We start from the raw sequence: 21,332 nt of genomic DNA, 5'->3' as shown, positions 1-21,332 counted from the left end.
AATCGAAACAAGACCCACTTAATTCTTTGGCAGACGAATTACCATATCTTTTACATGAAGTGGCCAGTATCATCCTATGTGAGCTGTCATGCAGGTTGCCGATGGTTTTAAGGAAGGCAAGAAACATAGAACTTTATATTCCGAGATCAGGTTCTATCCGCTGGGGAAAAACGGCCTGATAAAGTTTTAGGGAGGGATTACATTGGAAAACTATTCATTATTCATCAATGGAGAATGGACAGGAAAAGAGCTCGAGACCTTTGACGTCATCAATCCTGCAACATTAGAAAAAATCGCAACCGTGCCTAATGGCGGGGCTGAAGAAGCGAAACTCGCCGCAGATGCAGCGTATGAAGCCTTCAAAATTTGGTCCCAGTACTCAGCTTATGAACGAGCGGAACTCATTTGGAAATGGCATCATTTGATTAATGAGAATAAGGAAGATCTGGCGACAACACTCACCATGGAACAAGGTAAGCCTTTAAAGGAAGCCCTGGGTGAGATTACTTATGCTAACGGATTCTTTTCGTGGTATGCAGAAGAAGGAAAGAGAATATACGGGGAAACCATACCCGCTACAGGAAGAGACAAACGGTTATTCGTCCAAAAACAGCCAGTCGGTGTTGTTGCGGCCATAACCCCTTGGAACTTCCCTGCTGCCATGATTACAAGAAAAGTCGGACCAGCCTTAGCGGCAGGCTGCACGGTTGTAGTAAAGCCTGCAGAACAAAGTCCCCTCACTGCCTTCAAGCTTGCAGAGCTTGCAGAAAAAGCAGGATTCCCAAAGGGAGTTATCAATATTGTTACCGGGAATGCACAGGATATCGGCAAGGTATGGCTTGAGGATACACGCGTCAGAAAACTGACATTTACCGGATCAACCGAAGTGGGCAAATTGCTGATGCGTGGTTCTGCAGACACGGTAAAGAAGGTTTCCCTTGAACTCGGCGGGCATGCTCCCGTGATTGTAATGGACGACGCTAACCTTGAGAAGGCGGTCGACGGTGTCATCTCCGCAAAGTTCCGGAATGCCGGGCAGACTTGTGTCTGCTCCAACAGAATCTATGTACATGAGAGTATAGCAGATGCATTCACAAGTAAGTTTATAGAAAAGGTCGAGCAGCTTCGTGTAGGAAATGGACTTGAAGGAAGTGTCGATATCGGTCCACTAATCGATGACGCAGCGGTTGAAAAGGTGCAAAGACATATTCAGGATGCTATTGAAAAAGGTGCCAGAGTCGCAACTGGCGGCGAGCTGGTCAAGGATCAATTTTTTGCTCCGACTGTCATTACGAATGTTAATGATGATATGCTTTGCATGTCAGAGGAAACCTTTGGCCCTGTAGCACCTATTACAACCTTCAAGACTGAAGAAGAAGCAATCGAACGCGCTAATGATTCGATCTTCGGTCTTGCAGCCTATGTGTTTACCGAAAATATTTCAAGGGGCATCCGTATTACAGAGGCACTTGAATATGGAATCATCGGACTTAATGATGGTCTCCCTTCCACTCCGCAAGTTCCATTCGGAGGTTTTAAACAAAGCGGACTTGGACGTGAAGGCGGCCATTATGGCATCGAAGAATTTTTAGAAGTCAAATACATTTCATTAGGGTTATAGAAGAAAGGCCAGTCTAACATAAATAGACTGGCCTTTTGTATGATAATCATTCATCCTGAATGCACAGCTGTTTTTCTCTACGATAGATCCAGCTTCCTGGAGTGCACTCAATTTGGTTAACCTAAATCTTACTACTCAATTGTTTCCCAATAAACTCCCTGAATGCTTTAATCGGTTTTCTTTGTGAAGCACTTCTCCACTTCACATATTCCAAGGCAAGGATACAGAGGATCAGCCAGATGCTTCCTGCCAGATAGCCGGCAATGACGTCGCTTGGATAATGTGCTCCAAGATAGATGCGGCTTGTACCGATGAAAACAATCAATACACCACATAAAAAAAGGGTGATCCATTTGATTCTTTTTCTTAGGTTGGAACGGAACAGGAAATAGCTCATGAATCCGTAAAATATAAGAGAACCCATGGAATGGCCGCTGGGAAAGCTGTAGCCTATCGCATCAATGGTTTCGTTGATGGACGGGCGTTCCCTGCTATAATAGTATTTTAAAAGTTTTGTCAGGAGTCCTCCGCCGCCGATTCCGATAATGAAAAACAGGATACTCCATTTGTCCTTCTTTTTTAACCATAGAAAGGAAATGACCGTGAACGAAAATATGGTCAAAAACCAAACGGACCCTGCTTCGGTGAATAAAAACATAATTACATCTAATACATCCGTTTGAATACGATGGAAGAATTGAATGATGCTGTCATCAAACCTTTTAACCTCGGATTCCAGCATTTCTTCCGCCAGCTCTGTGAATAAATAGAGAAAGGCAATAGAGGTTCCCAAGCCCGCTGCAACCAAAAGGATCGGAAGGATCACGTTTTTTGCCTTTGTTTTGTTTTCGATCATCTAGTTTTCTTCCTCCCTTAACCGATCTTCATAATAGAAGTTCCCTTTTTAAAATTATCGCAAACAACAAACTGCACCCTGGATGTTAGGCAGACTGTCTAGCATCCAGGGTGCAGTTCCAAATGAATCGTTTAATTTTCCAAATTACTGGTTAATCCACCATCATTTAAGTATTGAACATTAGTGATTTTGCCATCATCGTTGATTTTCGCTTTTCCTGTAACCTCAGCAGAATTTTGTCCGTTTCCGGCCTCACCGTACGATACGGTCACATTAAAATGATACCAGCCTTCTTCTGTTCGTACATCCACTTTTTCAGCCTTTATCTCCTTGTCATTATTGTATGCCAAAAGGACATATGTGTAGGCACTGGCTGCGATAAAGCTGTTATACCTTTCTTCGGTAAAATAAGATTTATACCGTTTTTCATAATATTCTTCAAGTTTTTCGGTATTCTCCGTTCCTTCTATAAATTCTGAATCTGGTCCCGTGAATTGGTGTTCTAAAACGGTCTTAATAGCGGTCATGTTTGGATCCTTAGATGTTGACTTAACAGTTGAAGAGCAGCCAGCGACGAACAAAAGTACTACCAATAAAAGCAATGATAACATTAATCGAGTAAGCTTCATCATTTGACACCTCCATACTCCTATTACGTTTTAAGCGGAAAAAGGTTTCCTGTCCCTTCAAAAAAACCCAAGGATTTCCATTATGCGAATAAATTATGGTTTTTTGCGAACAAATACCTGCATTTACCAAATAAACCCAGTTTTTTACGAAGAAATACCGGTTTATTGAGAACAAATCTTTATATTTGCAGATTAAACAAGTCACCCTGCGAATGATCTTGATTGGTACACGGAATTCTAGTGAAAAAATTAAAAAACTGGATAGCCATTGACCATCCAGTTCCAACCAAGATTTTGTGTTTCCTGCCCTTACTATGCCTTGTTCGCTATAATTGCCTGCTGCACAGTTCCATAGGTAGTCAATTTTGAAAAGTCAATTCCTGTATTAATAACATCTATCGCAAGATCTGCCCGTATACCCGTCAACATGGTTTCGATTCCAATCAATCTCAGGACTTTATTAATATTGAAGATTCGGGCTGCGATTTCGCCATCAATCGTTGCAATTCCGGAAAAGTCGATGATCAGAGTTTTAATTCTCAGTTCACTGATTTTTGGGATAACATGAGTTAAGATATAGTCACTGCGTTCAAAATCGAATTCGCCAATAAGCGGCAGTATCGCCGTGTCTTTTTCAATCGGGACAATTGGCGAAGACAGCTCGGTGATAATTTTTTGGTTCTTATTGTTTAATTCTCTCGATAGTTTTTCACGCTCGATAATCGTTTCAGTAATGCTTAAATCAAGCAAATAGCTCACTCGATTATTCACGAATACGACTTTCTCAGTGGAAAGCTCCTCGCTGACTGAAACCTTCGTCAGCATTTCATTCAACTGCAATCGAGTCTCTGCATACGGCTTCATGATACTCTCAAGTTCATCTGCTGCATACTTAAAATTCTTTTGTTTCAGCTGTTTTTGTTCATACCACTGAATGAACTTTTCTGATACCGACTCTTTTGACAGATTAAGTGTCTCACCAAGGAACTGTAAAAACTCTGTATTTGTCTGTATGGATTCTGAGATAAGCTCAACAGGCAGCTCTATTTCAATTTTTTTTAAATTATATTCAGTTATTTCTCTGCTGATTGCTTCTGCATTTTCAATAAGGTATTTCGAAAATCTATCGATTGAATTCACTATTTCAGCTCCTAGAATAGTTCGGTTTTTTCTGTTTTAGATTATATCATGTTTTTATTTATAAATAATAATTTAAGTACACCATCAGTAAATAGAATTGCCGCCTGTCTCATGAAGACAAAAAAACACGGCAGTATCAGAACTGCCGTGCAAAATTTTCCTTATTGATTTCACGCTTACAGTACTTCTGCTTTTTTATTCCTGGAAACAGGTGCTTTTTCAGCTCCTGCTCCCTCACTCCATTTGAAAACAATGACTCCTGCTATAATGATTAGTACTCCTAATAACTGTTTTTCGGTTAAAGGGACCTTCTCCAGCCCCAACCAGCCAAGTGAATCCCATAAAACAGCGAACCCTAGCTGAGAAGTCAATACTATGGAAATTGCAAAGGTAGGACCGAGAAACTTGATCGCCTGTACTATACCAGTAACCACACCAATTCCCAGCAATCCGCTAAACCAGTGCCACCACTGGATATTCGTCAGATTAAAAAGTTCTTTACCCTCAAACAGAAAGCCAAGGAAGAAGGAAGCCAAAAAGCCTATTCCCAGTACAATTGCTGTAGTCACCCACGAACCCGCCTTTTCATTGACCTTGCTGTTGAAAATATTTTGCAGGCCGACAAGACACCCCGCGATTAATGCAAACAGTAATCCTAAAAACATATCATATCCCCCTTGTTTTACTCATAAAGATTTTCCTTGGCAGCCAATTTTAGGCCTTCCAAATCTTTAATCATGATCGTCCCTTTTTTTCGTTCGACCAATCCAGCTATACAAAACTCCTTGATGACTCGATTAAGATGCCTATAGCTCGTTCCAATCAGATTAGCAATGTCAGTAAGATTAGACGTGCTCACCATGCCATTGACCAATGCATCATTTTCATCATATGCAACCGAAACGAGATAGCTTGCTAACCGCGTTTCTACGGGATACATGATGTTATGTCTCATAAATTGTGACTTGATATAGAATTTCCTTGTAATGATATCAAGCAAAAATTGTAAGAATGGAGGATGTTCATTTAAGAATTCTCTCACTGTATTTTGCCTAACTCCAATCATGATGACTGGTGAAACCGCCTCAACGGTATTGATTGTGTTGATTTTTTGGATATACTCAATGTCACCTATTACTTCAAGGGGAGTTTTGAATGACAGAATCAAGGTCTTTCCATCTTCAGAAGTTGTAAATATCTTCACCTTTCCCTTTACCAGGATATATAAGAATTCAGCAGCTTCACCCTGAGAGCAGATCGTTTCCCCTTTCTCAAAATGATATAGTGATAGATATGGGATGATGTCTTCATTAAATATAGGGGCGATCTCTCTGGAGCGCAAAAAGTCTTCAAGCTGATGCACAGAATTCATGTTGTTCGCACACCTCTTTCCACGATTTTACAAACCAAGGATCATCACGCCGACAACCATCATTGATATACCAATTAGCTGTGGTATCTTCATTTTTTGCTTTTTGACCTCAAACCATCCATTTTGGTCAATCAAGACCGTCATAGCAAGCTGAGCGATCAACATGACTGAAACTGTTAGCGTAACGCCAATAAAATGGATGGCTGTAACGCTTCCGTAGACGACAATTGCCCCAAACGATCCACCAATTAAAAACAGGGGCCGTACATTCTTTAAATCATGCCTTTTCCCGCGTACGGCCACCAATAAAATCAAAAGCGCCATTAAAAACCCGGTAAATTGAGTGACTGTCGCCGTCTGCCACGTGCCAATATCCTGACTGATTCTTGAATTAGCTACCCCCTGGAGAGTAATGAATGCTCCCCCTAAAACCGCAAAAACTAGACCTCTCATTATTTCTCTCCTTAAATCCTAATTTATATATACATTAAAAGACACAACATAAGATTCAGGAAGGACATATGTCCCAAATTGAAAAATCTTTCTAATGACACAGATGAGAACATAAAAAAAGCTGAACATGAAAGTCTCCTGTTCAGCCTCTTGATTTATTTCCTTTTAACCAATTCATATCCATTCTGAAGGATAGCATGTTCTACTCCCTGCTGCAGGCTGGAGAAAGAGTGGATTCCTTCAAGATTAACATTCGAGCTTAAGATTTGAATGCTTAATTCTGCTGATACACCTACAACAAAGCATTGGCCGCCAATTAGACGAATCGACTGGATTAATTTTTGTATTCCATGGACAGTGTAGGGATCTACATGTTTTATTCCAGTTAAATCGATTAATAAATATTTTGCCTTTAGCCTGGTGAGTTCAACTAGTGCTTTTTCAATAAGGTTGCTCAGCCGCTCTTCGTTGTATTTGCCAATCATCGGGATGACGAGTATATCTTTCAAAACTGGGATAATCGGGGAGGATATCTCCTGAACTAAAGAGTTAAGCTCATCAGTACGCTCCTCTACCTTCTTCTCCAGTTCCATGATGCTTTCCTGTTCTTTCTTCCTCGCTAATTCATGGATGTTTTGTGAAATGGTCACGTTGGAAGGAAAAATCTCCACTTCATCGTATTCATGACCTTCCAGTTGGCTCTTTACAATTTTATACCACATGTCCTGCTTGAAGAGGCCGCTTAATATGCCTGCCCAATGGCTTGGCAGCAAAACACCCGCTCTATTTTTATCAGCCAGCTTAAAAATCCTGTGTTCCCAGCTGTTGTGGATTCTTAAGACCGCTCTTTTTTCTTCAAACGAGTACTCCTGAATTTCAAAATTTCCCCAGCCTGCACTCTTATAAATTTCACTATATTCATTCAAAAGCTCTACCACGTCGGTCCTTCCTTCGTAATAAGAGCTAACAAGATGTCCCATTCGAAACCCTGTTACTTCATAAACGGTCTTTGACACATCATTTCCGGAAATTTCTTCGATTGTTTTCAAGAAAAGCTCAATTGCTGAATCCCAGAATAACAACGCAGGAGCTCCATCAAATGTAAGTTCCCCTTCCTTGCTGTTCCATACGAACTCATTTCTGTTCACTCTTATCTGATAATTTGGATTGCTCATTGTTCGACTCCCTTAATTTCTTGGATGCCTTTCATTCTATATGATAAGGATGAAAAATTCCAATAAGAACCTAACCGTCACCCCTTTTACCGGTAAAACGCCTTTATAAGGGTAGAGGAAAAACCATGGTTCGAAAACCATGGTTTTTCATCTTCAGTAATCCTTCTTGCCTTCTTCTAGAAGTGAAGCTCTTGGTGCAAGGTCATCCTCTTCAATCTTTTGAAAACCCTTGTCCAATCTTCCCGCATTTTCTATATCACCTGATGCCTTGTAACCACCAACTCCGACATTGGAGGTGGTTCCGTAAATCCCCATTCCGCCTAATTCCACATTAATTTCGTCTTTGTTACTTTCTCTGTCCTTATCCATTTTTTTTCACCTCAGTTGTAATATATCCATTGGAGAAAAAAATATGGATGGCACTAAAAAACAACCGTCTTTTTCGCTTTGTGTATTTTTCATTATTTCCATCCATACGACGGAATTCTATTTAAAGCTTCGTCCACCTTTTCCTTTGGAAGAGCATCACTGCAAAGTAAATCATTAATGGTTAAATTTCCGTTCCTGAGATTTCTAGAGAGTATATTAATCCATACCTCTTCTATACCTGGCAGCAAACCTTCTAAAAACATGCATTGTAATTCATCTGCAACCATTTTCTCTTTCATCCCAATGGCCCCTCCTTCATATTTTTCATAAGCAAAATTTGGAGTCTTATATATATATGTAGTTCTTTTTTTTTGGTTCTCCACTCGCTATGTCAATCAGTAATATTCTCTTGCCATTCGCCAGGTTTAAGCCCTTAACAAAAAAACTGCCGGGCAATGGGCCCAACAGCATGAATAACTATTTTTTCAAAAGCAAATACACGAAGTACGGTGCACCAATCAAGGCTGTCATGATGCCCGCTGGGATTCCTTCTGGCTCCAGGAGGTTTCGGCCAATAGTGTCAGCAAACAGTAACAGCCAGCCGCCAATCAAAACCGCGATTGGCAAAAACAATTGGTTCCGTGGTCCAATGAGCGCCTTCGCAAGATGCGGGGCCATTAATCCGATAAAAGCGATTCCCCCTGTGACCGAAACAGCAGAAGCTGCCAGGGCAACAGCCGTCAATAAAAGGATAATTCTTTCCTTTTCAATGGATACTCCTACTCCGATGGCGACAGGATCGCTTAAAGTTAGCAGGTTCAAGCGATTAGCCTTATACAGTGTGAAAGGGATCAAAATCAGAAGCCATGGCAAAAGAGCCGCGATGAATGGCCAGTCCGTTCCCCAGATATTTCCGGCGAGCCAGCGGGCAATGAAATCAACTTTTTGTCTTTCTGCTGCCGAAATAATGACAATCATTGCCCCTGATAATGCCATCGAAAACCCAATTCCGACTAGAATCAATCTTACAGGCTGAAGCCCGATTCCCTTTTTATACGAGAATAAATAAATCAGTACCGCAGTCATTAAGGCACCACAGAAGGCGACAATTGGCAGCATATAGGCAAACGAAGCGGCGTCAATTGGGAAGAAGAGAAAGAACACAGCAATTCCCAGTCCTGCTCCGGAGTTGATTCCGATAATTCCTGGATCAGCTAAATCATTCCGTGTCAAACCCTGTAAAATCGACCCCGAAATTGCGAGTGCCATCCCGCCAAGGAGCGTAACGATAATTCTTGGAAGTCTAATCTCAAACAAAACAAACTCTTCTTTAAAAGTGCCATTCTCGAATATTGTCGGCAAAATCCTGCCATAGGAGACGGAAGAATAGCCAAGTCCAAGACTCGCAATTATGGTTAATACGATTAAAACAAATAAAGTCGCAACTATGATTCTTTGTTTTTTAACAATAGACGGATGAATCATGTGAAGCTCTTCCCTCCTTTACGGACAATGAACAGGAAGAACGGCAGTCCGAGCAATGAAATAATCGCATAGATCGGTGTCTCATAAGGAGCGTTGATTGTTCGCCCCAGCGTATCTGCAATCAGCAAGAACGAGGCACCGAGTAAGGCTGACATCGGCAGGACAAACCGATAATCATTACCGACAATCATCCTGACGATATGCGGTACCATCAGTCCGATAAAGGCCATGTTCCCTACTAGCGCGACAGAGGATCCTGCCAGTAAAACAATCACGATGAATAAAACGAGTTTAATCAAATTTGTCTTCTGGCCAAGTCCTACTGCCACTTCTTCACTCAAGCTTAAAATGGTCAATTGCCTCGATAAATAAAAAGAAACAAGCATCCCTATCAAAATGAACGGAATAATAATCTTCAGCTGAGTCCATGACGTGCCCATGAGGCCGCCGGCAGTCCACATAGACACATCTTTTGAAATTTTAAAATAGAGTCCGATTCCCTCGGCGACCGCAAATAAAAAGGCCGAAACCGCGGCACCAGCCAGGACGATGCGCAAAGGAGAAAATCCGCCTTTCTTCAGTGCGCCAATACCAAAAACAAGCACTACACCTACAGCTGCTCCGATAAAACAAGCAATCGTGATTGCCAGATAGCCAGCCTCCGGACGAAGCGCCATTACCAGTGCCAAAGCTGCGTTTGCGCCGGCTGTCAGACCCAGCAATCCTGGATCAGCCAGCGGGTTTCTCGTCAATCCCTGCATGATCGCACCAGCTACAGATAAGGCAGATCCAACGAAAATAGCCGCAACCTCCCTCGGCAGCCGGATTTCTCTGATCATGGTAATTGTATCTGTTTTAACAGTTGAAGTAAGCGCCAGCCAGATTTCCTTGATGCTCGTATCAGCTGCACCAAAAACCATAGCCGTCATGAAACTGACGGCCAGGATAAGGATACCGGCAACGAACTTTATGAACATGGGGAGCGAGCTGTGTTGGTTGATCATTTACATCTCATCTTTCTGATAGCAAGAAGAGGAATCCTCGAAGAATTCCTCCTGCTAGTTATTATTGTTCCAAGAATGATTTTTTAAAGAATTCCAGTTGATATTCAAGTGTTAAAGGATCGTTGAAATAAAACTCCTTCGCATTTACTTCGAATACACGGTTATTTTTTACAGCAGGGATATTTTTATAAGTCTCGGTTTGCTGGAAGGACGTATCTCCCTCTGCATTCTTGCTGAAAACAACATAATCACCAGCGTATTCGGACAACACTTCCGGGGAAATTGCGTAATATCCAGGCTTTAGTGCTGCTTCTTTTACTTTTTCAGGCATATTCAATCCCATTTCCTGATAAAGGATTTCTGTTCCCCTTGCCCAGTTATCACCAAACACATAAAGTTCCTTGTCGAAGTTTTCAATTACAGAAACAGTTGCATCGTCACCGATTTTTGCCTTGATTTCTTTGCCGGCAGCTTTTGATTCTGCTTTGAAATTATCAATCCACTTTTTTGCTTCATTTTCTTTATTTAAGACCTTGCCGATTTCCAGATGCTGTTCAAGGTAACCAAGCTTTCCGTATGTATAAGATACAGTAGGCGCAATTTCCTTCAGCTTATCGACGTTTTTGATATTGGAAAGACCAATAATCAGGTCTGGGTTTAATTCAATGATTTTCTCCAGGTTTTCATCTGTCACTTCTTCGACGCCCTTTAATTTTTCAAATCGCGGATTCTTCTTTGACCAGGAGTCAACCCCCACAATTGGCACATCAAGAGCCATGACATTTCCGGCAAATGAAGAAAGGACGATAACTCTTTCCGGATTTGCAGGTACTTCTACAGGACCATTTTCAGATTCATAAGTAATGGTCTGCGGCTTATCTTCTTCTTTTTTCCCACTTGAACTTTCTTTCTTTTCTTCTGCTCCGCATGCACTAATAACGAGCACCAGCATAAGCAGGAATGGCATAAGTAGTTTCTTCATTTTCTTCTTCTCCTTTTAGTAAGTTGTACGTGATGCAAATCGGCTTATTTGTACGGGGATCTCTCCCGATTTCGGCATCAATGCTAAAGACTTGCCTCAGCACTTCCTTATTGATGACTTCTTCACTTGTTCCTGTTTTCACAATACTGCCCTCTTTCAGGGCAACAAGGTGATCCGCGAATCGTGCTGCATGGTTCAAGTCATGAAGCACCATCACAATTGTCCTGTCCTGCTCTTTGTTCAGCTTTTGGAGGAGCTCCAGGATTTCTAACTGATGAGCCATGTCCAGATAAGTCGTCGGTTCATCAAGGAAGATCATTTCTGTCTCCTGTGCTAGTGCGAGTGCTATCCAGACACGCTGCCGCTGGCCTCCTGATAATGAATCGACCGGCTCGTATTTATAACTAGCCGTTCCGGTCACCTCTAGAGCCCAATCAATGACTTCGATATCCTTTTTCGTCAGCCTTCCGAATCCTTTTTGATAAGGATAGCGGCCATATGACACCAATTCCCCTACCGTAAGACCGGCCGCACTTTCCGGTGTTTGAGGAAGAATCGCCATCTTTCTTGCGAGGCTTTTTGTATCTTCTTTAGAGATACTTGAACCATCAAAGTAAATCGAGCCAGACTGATGGGGAATGATACGAGACATTGATTTCAGCAAAGTGGATTTACCGCAGCCATTGGGGCCTATGATGATCGTGATTTGCTGATCCGGGATGTCTAAAGTCAGGTTATTTACGATTGTTCGTTCCCCATAACCAACGGACAATTGGTCTGTGTATAAGCGGACCATTCATCATTCCTCCAAAGTTTTTCATTTTATCGTTGATAATGATTATCAATGTCGTTTACAATGAATACTATAAAGCTATTATTTTTATCAGTCAATGACAGATTTGTGAAAAATTCATTTTTCACCATTTTATTACCGAATACAATCGAATTAATTTCGAGGAGTGTTTACAGTGGAAAATAATGAAATCTACGAGATTACGATAATCGGCGGCGGGCCTGCCGGATTATATTCTGCCTTTTATGCCGGACTGCGTGAGATGAAGACAAAGGTTATTGAAGCCCAGCCAGACCTTGGCGGGAAAATTCAAGTCTATCCTGAAAAAGTGATCTGGGATGTAGGTGGAGTTGGCCCAATTACCGGTGCAAAATTGATACAGCAACTAAAGGATCAGGCGATGACTTTCAGCCCTGAGATTGTTTTGAATGAAAAAATTGAATCTATCAGCAAGGAACAGGGTTTATTTTTATTAAAAGCAGCATCAGGTAGAATCCACTATTCAAAATCGGTTGTCGTTGCGATTGGAAGCGGAATCTTGAAGCCGCAAAAGCTCAAGGTTGACGGCGCGGAAAAATTTGAGGTATCAAATCTCCACTATATGGTCAATTCGCTCAAATATTTCAAACATCGGACCATCGTCATATCAGGTGGAGGCAATTCTGCAATCGATTGGGCGAACGCCCTCGAACCAGTGGCAAAGAAAGTTTACCTGATTCATAGGAGAGATTGTTTTTCCGGACATGAATCACAGGTTACCCAGCTGATGAACAGTTCTGTGGAATTTATCTTCCAATCATGCATTACTAATTTAATCGCTGACCAAAGCCGTACTTCCATTGAATTTGTTGAAATAACCAATCAGGATACTGGTGAAATCCAGCGTCTGCCTGTCGATGATGTTCTGGTTAATCACGGATTTGATCAGGATGCCTCATTGCTTCAGAATAGCGAGCTTGAACCAAGCATGGTCGATGATTTTTATATTGCTGGAACACCCACAAGTGAAACATCTGTACCAGGCTTATTTGCAGCCGGAGATATTTTAAAGCATGAAGGGAAACTGAATTTGATAGCTGGGACATTCCAGGATGCAGCAAATGCCGTGAATCAGGCAAAGCAATTCATCGAGCCTAATGCTACCGAATCAGCTATGGTATCATCCCACAACAAAGTTTTTTCAGAGAGAAACAAAGAATTGATTCTGCAGTTCATCAACTAATTTGCTTCTTAAATTTCATTCATTGTTTGAGCATTTTATCCCCTATTGTCTTTGAAGGACAATCCGGAAAAGGGTAAAATAAGGATACGATGACGACAAGAATGAGGAGTCCGCTATGTCAAAATATAAAAAACAGCGACAGGAGCATTGGGAACAGAAGTACGAATCACTTGATCTTAAAAAGCTGCTGACGATCCTTAAGGACAACCGGCGGGATATCCAGAACAATCAGCAGCTTTATTATGATCCTGTTCAGGATAAGCTTGACACAGAAGAGTATTATCGTGGTGCACAGGACCTCGATTTATCCGGGCTTGCCCTTTTCTACAAATTCGATACAATCGTATTCCAATCCCATAAGAACCAGCTCCCTTACTTCCTTGCCAAGGATTTGTACCTGTATACATGGGTGGACCTGTATCCGGATGGGACCGCGAAAAGCATTTATTCCAGCCAAAGAAAGGATCCAGAATCTTTGCTTATCGAGGATAACGAAACACTGCGGCAGAAGTACGACGAATTTAGAAGACGATCGCGGGCCATCCAGGTGAATGGGTTTGATTCCATCAAAGAATTGAAGGTATTTGAGGATCATTTCAAGATGAACACCGAGCATATTGTTCCCCAATCCTGGTTTGAGGGCGCTGAACCGATGAAGGGTGATTTACACCACTTATTTGTCTGCGACCCGGCCTGCAATATAACGAGGTCTAACTTCCCTTTTACCGACTTTGATTTTTACAATCCCGAATCAGACAATGAACCTGTCAAAAACAACTGCGGAGTCAGTACAGGATTGGAATTCGAACCCGAGCATGGAAAAGGCGCAACCGCAAGAGCGATGCTTTATTTTTTTCTCAGGTACCCCAAAAGAGTGAAAAACGAATTCAGGAAAAAAGTCAACATCCCTTTACTTGTCCGCTGGAATGAAGAATTCCCCCCCACCATTCATGAAAAGCACCGGAACCAGGCAATCTACTATATCCAGGGAAATCGCAATCCATTTATTGACTTTCCCGATTTGGCAAAGAAGATCCATTTTACATGGTGACACAAGCAAAGCTGAACCGACACGTTTATCGGTTCAGCTTTGCTTATGGGCACAATTTCTTCCCACTTGTTATCGTGATTCTCTAATCTATACCGTTTCGGGCAGATGTCCCTCAACCTTGTTCCCGTGATTCTCTCATCCACACCGTTTCGGGCACATGTTCCTTCAACTTGTTACCGTGATTCTCTCATCCACACCGTTTCGGGCACATGTTCCTCCAACTTGTTACCGGGATTCTCTCATCCACACCGTTTCGGGCACATGTTCCTTCAACTTGTTACCGTGATTCTCTAATCCTCACTGTTTCGGGCACATGTTTCTCCAACTTGTTACCGTGATTCTCTATACCGTTTCGGGCAGATGTCCCTCAACCTTGTTCCCGTGATTCTCTCATCCACACCGTTTCGGGCACATGTTCCTTCAACTTGTTACCGTGATTCTCTCATCCACACCGTTTCGGGCACATGTTTCTCCAACTTGTTACCGGGATTCTCTCATCCACACCGTTTCGGGCACATGTTCCTTCAACTTGTTACCGTGATTCTCTAATCCTCACTGTTTCGGGCACATGTTCCTCCAACTTGTTACCGTGATTCTCTCATCCACACTGTTTCGGGCACATGTTCCTCCAACTTGTTACCGGGATTCTCTAATACACACCGTTTCGGGCTCATGTTCCTCCAACTTGTTACCGGGATTCTCTCATCTACACCGTTTCGGGCACATGTTCCTTCAACTTGTTACCGTGTTTCTCTAATCCACACCGTTTCGGGCTCATGTTCCTTCAACTTGTTACCGTGATTCTCTCATCCACACTGTTTCGGGCACATGTTCCTTCAACTTGTTACCGTGATTCTCTAATCCTCACTGTTTCGGGCACATGTTCCTCCAACTTGTTCCCGTGATTCTCTCATCCACACCGTTTCGGGCACATGTTCCTCCAACTTGTTACCGGGATTCTCTCATCCACACCGTTTCGGGCACATGTTCCTTCAACTTGTTACCGTGATTCTCTCATCCACACTGTTTCGGGCACATGTTCCTTCAACTTGTTACCGGGATTCTCTAATACACACTGTTTCGGGCACATGTTCCTCCAACTTGTTACCGTGATACTTTAATCCACACCGTTTCGGGCACATGTTCCTTCAACTTGTTACCGTGATTCTCTCATCTACCCTATGATGAGGACATGCTCCCCGTACTTCACAACACCCCTCCCCGACTAATAATTATCAACCCTTTTTGAGTTAATTTTTGGTAAAGTTATTACATACTAATCACTTAATCCTGAATAAATTTTTTTCGAAAAATGAAACCAAAACACCCCCTATGAACGACATACTTGTGAAAATTACAAATGGAGGTTGCCCAGTTGAGTGAGGAACAGAAATTACTAAATAAAATCAGGGCAGGAGATGGAGATGCATTCAGCTCTCTCGTTGGAAGTCTTCTTTCATCTGCCTATAGAACCGCTTATCTAATCCTTAATTCTCGGGAATTGGCTGAGGATGCTGTCCAGATTGCCCTCGAGGATTGCTATCTCAGCATTATGCGGGGGGTGGAAATCCGTAACTTTAAAGCCTGGTTTTACCGGCTAGTTTATACCCGTTCTATAGATGTTTATCGGAAGCAAAAACGGACCCAGTTCACTGATATAGACAACAACTCCGAGGCCGTTTCCAAAATGAAATCAGGTTCTGCACAGGAAAAGGCAGTTGAAAAGGAAACAAGACAAGAACTGCTCCAGCTGATCACCACCCTAAAAGATGAACAACGCGTCCCATTGATGCTGTTTTATTTTGAAAATTTTTCAGTAAATGAAATCAGCCTGATTCTCAATGAAAATAGCAATACTGTAAAAACCAGATTGGCCCGTGGCCGGAAAAGGCTTAAAGAGCTTATGAAAAAAGATCATCACTTTCTAATGGAGGAGAAGTCTTATGGGATATGATAAGGATGAATTTCAGACCCCCGTTTCACTAGAAAATTTCACAAAAGAATTGCCTGGTCGATTTAAAGCTGGTGAATTTTCTGAGGCACGAAAAGACCAGGTTCACCGAGAAATCGAAGCATTCAATAAAAAGTTGAAAAACCAATGGACATTGTGGAAAAAAGCTGGTGTGGCTACAGCCTCCGCGGCTGCAAGCTTCTTGCTCATCATTGGAGCTGGCTTTGTTTCTCCTACGATGGCAAAAATGGTAGCAAAAATTCCGCCGTTAAGCTCAATTTATGATAACCACCATCAAGACCTTACAGAAGAGTTGACTCAGGCATTGAAAAAAGAAGGTTATCCTGTTAAGCAAGTGAACCAATATGTCGGCGGCAAAAACGAAGGAATAACGGTTTCACTGGATGCTTCTGAAAAGCAGGTTAACGAAATGGAACCTGGTGTAAGAAAAATCGGGCTCTCTATTGTAAAGAGCAACGAATTTAAAGGAACGAGAATCGAGGACTATTATATAAAAGTAAGACAGTATCGAGAGCCTTCAGAAAAATGGAAGAGGGAGCAAGCACAAATCGAAAAGGAAAGTGAAGAAGTATTTGAAATTGTCCAGTCTGCCCTAAAGCCATATGAGTTTAAAAATAGTATTATGTTTGGAACTAATACGGTGGAACTCGAGTTCCCAAGTAATGAAAAGCAGGAGAAAGTGGATGAAATAAAAACGGCTGTAGAAGAGGCCCTGGCTGCGAACAACAAGCACAATATAGAGGTCAAAATCAGGAAGTTTAATTTAGCGAAGCGTGAGCAGTATGCACGCTGGGGTAATGCAGTTTCAGGAATCGCTCATGAATTTATGACTTATAAAAAATATAAAGTCTCCGGTGTCGGCCATAAAAGTGAAGATGGCTTAATGACAATTTTCATTACAATGAAAATGAAGAGTACCGATGAAGGAGCAGCCGACCAGGCAAGTGACCTTTACACAATGGCCGAGGACTTTATCAAGTCGGAAGAAATATGGCCACAGGTAAAGCAAGATCCATATAAAATAGTTGTAAGAACTAAAGATAAAAAAGAGTTTATTATCGAAGATGGGAAAAGAAGTTTTAGATAAAAATTTGAGCAAAGGAACTTTCCTTTGCTCTTTTTTATTTGAAGACTATGAATCATACTTAACGAATGTAGTAATCCCATGCTCTGAAATATAATTCCGATGACTTAATTCCTCTATCCACCTTTTTGGATTTAATAGATAAGTCCCATAACTGTCTGTGTAAGTATAACTCCCCGCGTTTACTTCAATCGGTTCTGGAGCTTCTTCCATCCTTCTTCGGAATTCATCAAACTGATTTTGACTTCTAACATGATATATTTCAAATACATCCCCTATTTGCATTTGCACTTCAAGGTATCTCAAGAATCGCTTATTGCCTACCCCAAATGCTTCATAAATGTAAGGCATAGAAAATAACCCATCCAATTTGTTCTTCCAATAATCCTCAATCTTATGGACTGCAAAACCTTCTTCCCTTTCAAAATTGTATTCTTCAATTTCCCTGGGTATTTCTAATTTCCTGGAAGAAGCAAGGAAGGTTATTTCCGTCATTCTGTTTCTCACCCTTTTTACTGAAGAAATTAACTAAAAATGCAACCCAACCCAATTAAACTTCGACTATTCCATTATTTCTCCTAACAAAAAGTTTAAAAATCAATGCGACTCGCAGTAAAAACATTATTGCAAAATATAGACTGAATAAGCTGGGAATAACAGTTGCCATACTGTTAGGATCTTGGACAAACACGAATATTGAGGAAAAACTGAATGCCAGAAAATGACCAGCCAGTATTAGAATAAATGCTCTTCGGCTGTTACTATAATTGGATTTTTGAAGAGCTCTTAATTGCTTATATAGTTGCACTGTAAACGTTAGAATTACAAGTGAGTAAATAGTCAAAAGAATATATATAGGTACTAATGACGAAGTAAGATAAATATTTAAAACTCTCTCAGCTATTCCAATATCATCTAACCAAAAAGCCAGGTGTGCAACAAATAGCAAGATACAAAGGCCCAAAAATATCAATTCACTCATAAATAATCTATAGAACATCCTTTTTGTTGACATAAACTGCCCCTTTCATAGGAAAGCTCTCGAATAAAACTAAGTTCCACAAGGAGAAATGAAGTTTATATTGTCTGGAGAAATATATTTCAATGCAGGAAAACGCTTTGTTCGCAGCCTAAAATTTTATGTGCTTTTCATCTTGTTTTCCGAAAGTGATTCAATGAAATCCTTTATATTTGTATAAATTTTATTTGGTTGAATACTAAATTCAACTGTCTGGTAATTAGGCAGCCAATGCACTCCTATTGTCTTTACATTCGCTTGCAGGCCAGCCATAATATCTGCGTCACTATCTCCCAGGAAAACCGCCTCATTGGCAGATAAATTCAAATAATCCAATGCTCTATTAATCCCCTCAGGATGGGGTTTAGGATTCTCCACGTCATCACCCGTAATAATTACATCAAAGAAGTTAGTTAACCCCAGACACTCCAAAGAGATATCCAGGCTTTTTCTTGCTTTTCCAGTCACTATTCCAAGCTTATATCCCTCTGTTTTTAACAGTTTAAGTAAGTTATTTATTTCTTCATTATCTTGGACGATTTTTTCATGTCGCTCCCTATAGACTTCATAATATAAATCAATAGCTTTTTCATGATCAGTGCTCGTTAGGTTTTCTCGAATAATACCAGTTTCAGAGGGTCCAAACATGGCTTTGATTTCCTCTGGGGTGACTTCACGGTCATCAAATTCCTTAAAAACTGATTGAAATGCCAGGAAGCACACAGGCAAAGTATCAGCTAGCGTGCCATCAAAATCAAAGATCATTGCTTTAATAACAATCACATCCTATATTTTTTTCTTGCATACAAGACCATTTGCTTCTGTTTGACATCGCTGTGAAAACAGTTATTCCTAAGCTTAATGCCTTTTTCCTTCACAATGCATGTTCCACTAGAAACAAGGTCAAGCTACATTAACAAATTATACCAAATAAAGTGTTTTTATTGGTAAAATAATTCATATATGTATTAAGGAGGGACCATTTTTGCTGGACTTATTTTTATATAATTGGCAGGTAAGAGAAGATTGGTTTAGATGGGGTCAGAGTTTAACCGCAGAAGACTTAAATGCAGCCAGAATTGGAGGAATGGGAAGCATCCTGGAAAACCTGATCCATATAATCGATTGTGAATTGTTATGGATAAATTACATGCATGAAGAATCTTATAATTATCCTGAACGTAACTCCATAACTCAGTTGGATGATGTGATAAACTACTCGGAATTCACAACAAAAGTTACAAAAGATTTCATAATGAATTTGCCTAGTGACTATGAGGATATTGTAGTAGAAATAAAAAATAACAGAGGAACGATTCATTCATTTACTTACGGAAAAATACTCATGCATATTGTCACGCACGAAATCCATCATATTGGCCAACTATCAATTTGGTCACGTGAGATAGATATAAAACCTGTTTCGTCGGATTTAATTATAAGGAATTACTCATAAACTAAGTTATACCTACTATTGGAAGATATTATGAGGCATTGCAGTTGGCAATGCCTTTAAATCCAATCCCGTCCATGTTCACGAATAAATTCAATATCGCTTCTATAATGTTCGACGTGACCTTGTTCGATCATTTTTTGAAACGCAATATTGCCTTCCTGGGCTTTTCTGATTATTGTTTTACATAATCCTTCTAATCTAAGCAATACCATCTCTAAATATGTTGCTTCCATCTTCATACCGTATGAATCAAAAAATAATTTGACCCTTTCTTTTATACACCGGGCATGAAGGGATGCGTTATAATGAACCATCCCATCTTTTTCCGAACGATAAAACCTGCTTAAAGGGACACAGGTGAATAGAGTATAGGCGATATCCCAAAGCCGTGGACCAGGTCCGGCAACATCAAAATCAATAATGCCTACTGGTTTCATTTGATAAAAAATAATGTTGTATATGGCAAAATCATTATGGCATATTACCTCAAATGGCTGAGGTGTGTTATCTATCGGTTGCCAACTTTCTTCAATAAAAAAATCACTCACAGCATCATGATAAAGACGGAGCATCTTAGCTATTTCTCTTAAAACATCGTTGGACAGCATATATTTTTTCAAAGGATAATTTCCGGCTTCTCCTTCAATATAAGATAAGACCTCTCTGCCTTTTTCATCAATACCGAAATATTTAGGCGCATAACTATAGCCTTTCCCTTCCAGATGCTTTAACAGCTTGTGAATCTTCGTACCGTTTGGTTTTAATTCTCTTCTAACAGTAAATCCCGAACGGTATACGTTTGTGACATTGCCACCTGTTAGTATTTCTTCATTTTCGTAGTTTGGCATTTTAATATTACCTTTCATTTTTTATAAAATGCAGACACTAACCCAGTATATTTCCATTGTTTTACTTATCTGCTTCATGATGTTTTGTTGGCTCACCAAAACAAGGAGTATCACGTTTTACGCCCCGCTTTATAAACTATGTATATAATGACAAAAATCAGAAACGAATAAGCGATTACCAATGTTTGTTCAACATCATTAATCTCCTTACCATAGGAAATAACTAGAAGCAGAACTCATGAGATCACCATTATTATACCAATTAAATATCGAGACATTTTTATCTTCCTTTTCTTTCTTTCCCTTACTAAACCTCTTCCAGATAAAGATTCATCTCAGAAGGCATATAATTTAAAGGGATTTTAAATTCATTCAGATTTTCGATTTCTGCAAAGTAATCTTCCAAATCTCCATCACTTTCAAAGTACCAAATGGAGGTCTCTATTTTCTTTAACTGGTTATCGGGTTCAAAGACATACTCACAATGTAATTGTAGTGTTCCACCGTCTTCACTCGTAAACTGTCTTACAAAATCAAAATAAAATCGGTTTTCTCCAGTAAAGTTAAATACACCACATTGAAATAAAATTACTTTTTCTTCCTCGCCTTCTAATTCCTCTTTAGCAAACTCCTTAAAGACACTCCAGACATATGGTATGTCCATTTTACTTTTGCCTACTTTTGAAGCAAGCTGTTTTTCCATATTATCAATAGTCAACACTATTTCCACCTCAATGAAAAATAGCCTTTTCCATAGTATGCCTGTTCCTATGTTATTTAAAGTGTCCCTTTTTTGAATTAC

Annotated in this window: 23 protein-coding genes; 6 read left to right on the top strand and 17 right to left on the bottom strand. The window is 40.5% G+C overall.

Features of this window, described 5'->3' with window-relative positions:
- Positions 1 to 202 precede the first annotated feature (202 nt).
- Positions 203 to 1,621, top strand: coding sequence for an NAD-dependent succinate-semialdehyde dehydrogenase (locus B5X77_RS14995; RefSeq protein ID WP_079508777.1), 1,419 nt, complete (start codon positions 203 to 205; stop codon positions 1,619 to 1,621).
- A gap of 121 nt (positions 1,622 to 1,742) precedes the next feature.
- Here the strand turns inward: B5X77_RS14995 and B5X77_RS14990 are convergent, their stop codons facing one another.
- The 13 genes from B5X77_RS14990 to B5X77_RS14930 all read right to left on the bottom strand — a co-directional run bounded on the left by B5X77_RS14990 (position 1,743) and on the right by B5X77_RS14930 (position 11,882).
- Entirely contained in the window at positions 1,743 to 2,477 is a 735-nt protein-coding gene (locus B5X77_RS14990; RefSeq protein WP_079508776.1) for a phosphatase PAP2 family protein, read from the bottom strand.
- A gap of 131 nt (positions 2,478 to 2,608) precedes the next feature.
- Positions 2,609 to 3,109, bottom strand: coding sequence for a hypothetical protein (locus B5X77_RS14985; RefSeq protein WP_079508775.1), 501 nt, complete (start codon positions 3,107 to 3,109; stop codon positions 2,609 to 2,611).
- 309 nt (positions 3,110 to 3,418) lie between these two features.
- Entirely contained in the window at positions 3,419 to 4,246 is an 828-nt protein-coding gene (locus B5X77_RS14980) for an STAS domain-containing protein (RefSeq protein ID WP_079508774.1), read from the bottom strand.
- Positions 4,247 to 4,422: 176 nt separating this feature from the next.
- Entirely contained in the window at positions 4,423 to 4,911 is a 489-nt protein-coding gene (locus tag B5X77_RS14975) for a DMT family transporter (protein WP_079508773.1), read from the bottom strand.
- A 17-nt stretch (positions 4,912 to 4,928) separates the two neighbouring features.
- Positions 4,929 to 5,618 (bottom strand): Crp/Fnr family transcriptional regulator, encoded by a 690-nt coding sequence (locus B5X77_RS14970; protein WP_079508772.1) that lies wholly within the window; start codon positions 5,616 to 5,618, stop codon positions 4,929 to 4,931.
- Positions 5,619 to 5,645: 27 nt separating this feature from the next.
- Positions 5,646 to 6,071 (bottom strand): DMT family transporter, encoded by a 426-nt coding sequence (locus B5X77_RS14965; RefSeq protein ID WP_079508771.1) that lies wholly within the window; start codon positions 6,069 to 6,071, stop codon positions 5,646 to 5,648.
- Between the two features lie 155 nt (positions 6,072 to 6,226).
- On the bottom strand, positions 6,227 to 7,246 hold the full coding sequence (locus tag B5X77_RS14960; protein ID WP_079508770.1) for an STAS domain-containing protein: 1,020 nt from the start codon (positions 7,244 to 7,246) through the stop codon (positions 6,227 to 6,229).
- A gap of 153 nt (positions 7,247 to 7,399) precedes the next feature.
- Positions 7,400 to 7,615, bottom strand: a complete 216-nt coding sequence (locus B5X77_RS14955; protein ID WP_079508769.1) for a hypothetical protein — start codon at positions 7,613 to 7,615, stop codon at positions 7,400 to 7,402.
- Between the two features lie 92 nt (positions 7,616 to 7,707).
- Positions 7,708 to 7,914 carry a hypothetical protein gene (locus B5X77_RS14950; RefSeq protein ID WP_079508768.1) on the bottom strand — a complete coding sequence of 69 codons (207 nt, stop codon included), beginning with the start codon at positions 7,912 to 7,914 and terminating at the stop codon, positions 7,708 to 7,710.
- A 178-nt stretch (positions 7,915 to 8,092) separates the two neighbouring features.
- On the bottom strand, positions 8,093 to 9,100 hold the full coding sequence (locus tag B5X77_RS14945; protein WP_079508767.1) for a FecCD family ABC transporter permease: 1,008 nt from the start codon (positions 9,098 to 9,100) through the stop codon (positions 8,093 to 8,095).
- The gene (locus B5X77_RS14940) at positions 9,097 to 10,104 is read right to left on the bottom strand and encodes a FecCD family ABC transporter permease (protein WP_079508766.1); all 1,008 of its coding nucleotides are present in this window, start codon (positions 10,102 to 10,104) and stop codon (positions 9,097 to 9,099) included. Before B5X77_RS14940 ends, B5X77_RS14945 begins: the two co-directional genes overlap by 4 nt.
- 61 nt (positions 10,105 to 10,165) lie before the next feature.
- Positions 10,166 to 11,086, bottom strand: coding sequence for an iron-hydroxamate ABC transporter substrate-binding protein (locus B5X77_RS14935; RefSeq protein WP_079508765.1), 921 nt, complete (start codon positions 11,084 to 11,086; stop codon positions 10,166 to 10,168).
- Positions 11,037 to 11,882 carry an ABC transporter ATP-binding protein gene (locus tag B5X77_RS14930; protein WP_079508764.1) on the bottom strand — a complete coding sequence of 282 codons (846 nt, stop codon included), beginning with the start codon at positions 11,880 to 11,882 and terminating at the stop codon, positions 11,037 to 11,039. The genes B5X77_RS14935 and B5X77_RS14930 overlap by 50 nt, the downstream gene beginning before the upstream one ends.
- A 172-nt stretch (positions 11,883 to 12,054) precedes the next feature.
- Here B5X77_RS14930 and B5X77_RS14925 point away from each other — a divergent pair, with 172 nt between their 5' ends.
- The 4 genes from B5X77_RS14925 to B5X77_RS14910 all read left to right on the top strand — a co-directional run bounded on the left by B5X77_RS14925 (position 12,055) and on the right by B5X77_RS14910 (position 17,211).
- Positions 12,055 to 13,101: an NAD(P)/FAD-dependent oxidoreductase gene (locus B5X77_RS14925; protein WP_079508763.1), complete on the top strand. Its 1,047-nt coding sequence runs from the start codon at positions 12,055 to 12,057 to the stop codon at positions 13,099 to 13,101.
- 115 nt (positions 13,102 to 13,216) lie between these two features.
- Positions 13,217 to 14,152 carry an endonuclease I family protein gene (locus tag B5X77_RS14920; RefSeq protein ID WP_079508762.1) on the top strand — a complete coding sequence of 312 codons (936 nt, stop codon included), beginning with the start codon at positions 13,217 to 13,219 and terminating at the stop codon, positions 14,150 to 14,152.
- A gap of 1,375 nt (positions 14,153 to 15,527) precedes the next feature.
- Positions 15,528 to 16,106, top strand: a complete 579-nt coding sequence (locus tag B5X77_RS14915) for an RNA polymerase sigma factor (RefSeq protein WP_176167332.1) — start codon at positions 15,528 to 15,530, stop codon at positions 16,104 to 16,106.
- Complete coding sequence (locus tag B5X77_RS14910; protein WP_079508760.1) at positions 16,096 to 17,211, top strand: DUF4179 domain-containing protein; 1,116 nt, start codon at positions 16,096 to 16,098, stop codon at positions 17,209 to 17,211. The genes B5X77_RS14915 and B5X77_RS14910 overlap by 11 nt, the downstream gene beginning before the upstream one ends.
- A gap of 45 nt (positions 17,212 to 17,256) precedes the next feature.
- Here the strand turns inward: B5X77_RS14910 and B5X77_RS14905 are convergent, their stop codons facing one another.
- Positions 17,257 to 17,703, bottom strand: a complete 447-nt coding sequence (locus tag B5X77_RS14905; protein WP_079508759.1) for a hypothetical protein — start codon at positions 17,701 to 17,703, stop codon at positions 17,257 to 17,259.
- Between the two features lie 643 nt (positions 17,704 to 18,346).
- Positions 18,347 to 18,991 carry an HAD family hydrolase gene (locus B5X77_RS14895; protein ID WP_079508757.1) on the bottom strand — a complete coding sequence of 215 codons (645 nt, stop codon included), beginning with the start codon at positions 18,989 to 18,991 and terminating at the stop codon, positions 18,347 to 18,349.
- Between the two features lie 220 nt (positions 18,992 to 19,211).
- On the opposite strand from B5X77_RS14895, the gene B5X77_RS14890 reads away from it, so the two are divergent.
- Positions 19,212 to 19,682, top strand: coding sequence for a DinB family protein (locus B5X77_RS14890; RefSeq protein ID WP_079508756.1), 471 nt, complete (start codon positions 19,212 to 19,214; stop codon positions 19,680 to 19,682).
- Between the two features lie 56 nt (positions 19,683 to 19,738).
- Here the strand turns inward: B5X77_RS14890 and B5X77_RS14885 are convergent, their stop codons facing one another.
- Both B5X77_RS14885 and B5X77_RS14880 read right to left on the bottom strand, forming a co-directional pair.
- Positions 19,739 to 20,530: a phosphotransferase gene (locus tag B5X77_RS14885; protein ID WP_079508755.1), complete on the bottom strand. Its 792-nt coding sequence runs from the start codon at positions 20,528 to 20,530 to the stop codon at positions 19,739 to 19,741.
- A 307-nt stretch (positions 20,531 to 20,837) separates the two neighbouring features.
- The gene (locus B5X77_RS14880; RefSeq protein WP_079508754.1) at positions 20,838 to 21,248 is read right to left on the bottom strand and encodes a hypothetical protein; all 411 of its coding nucleotides are present in this window, start codon (positions 21,246 to 21,248) and stop codon (positions 20,838 to 20,840) included.
- Positions 21,249 to 21,332: the final 84 nt, after the last annotated feature.

The organism is Mesobacillus jeotgali, assembly GCF_900166585.1.
GTDB lineage: Bacteria > Bacillota > Bacilli > Bacillales > Cytobacillaceae > Mesobacillus > Mesobacillus jeotgali_A.
The sequence above is the reverse complement of the archived record's forward strand: the minus strand, read 5'-3'. Positions and strand labels throughout refer to the sequence as shown.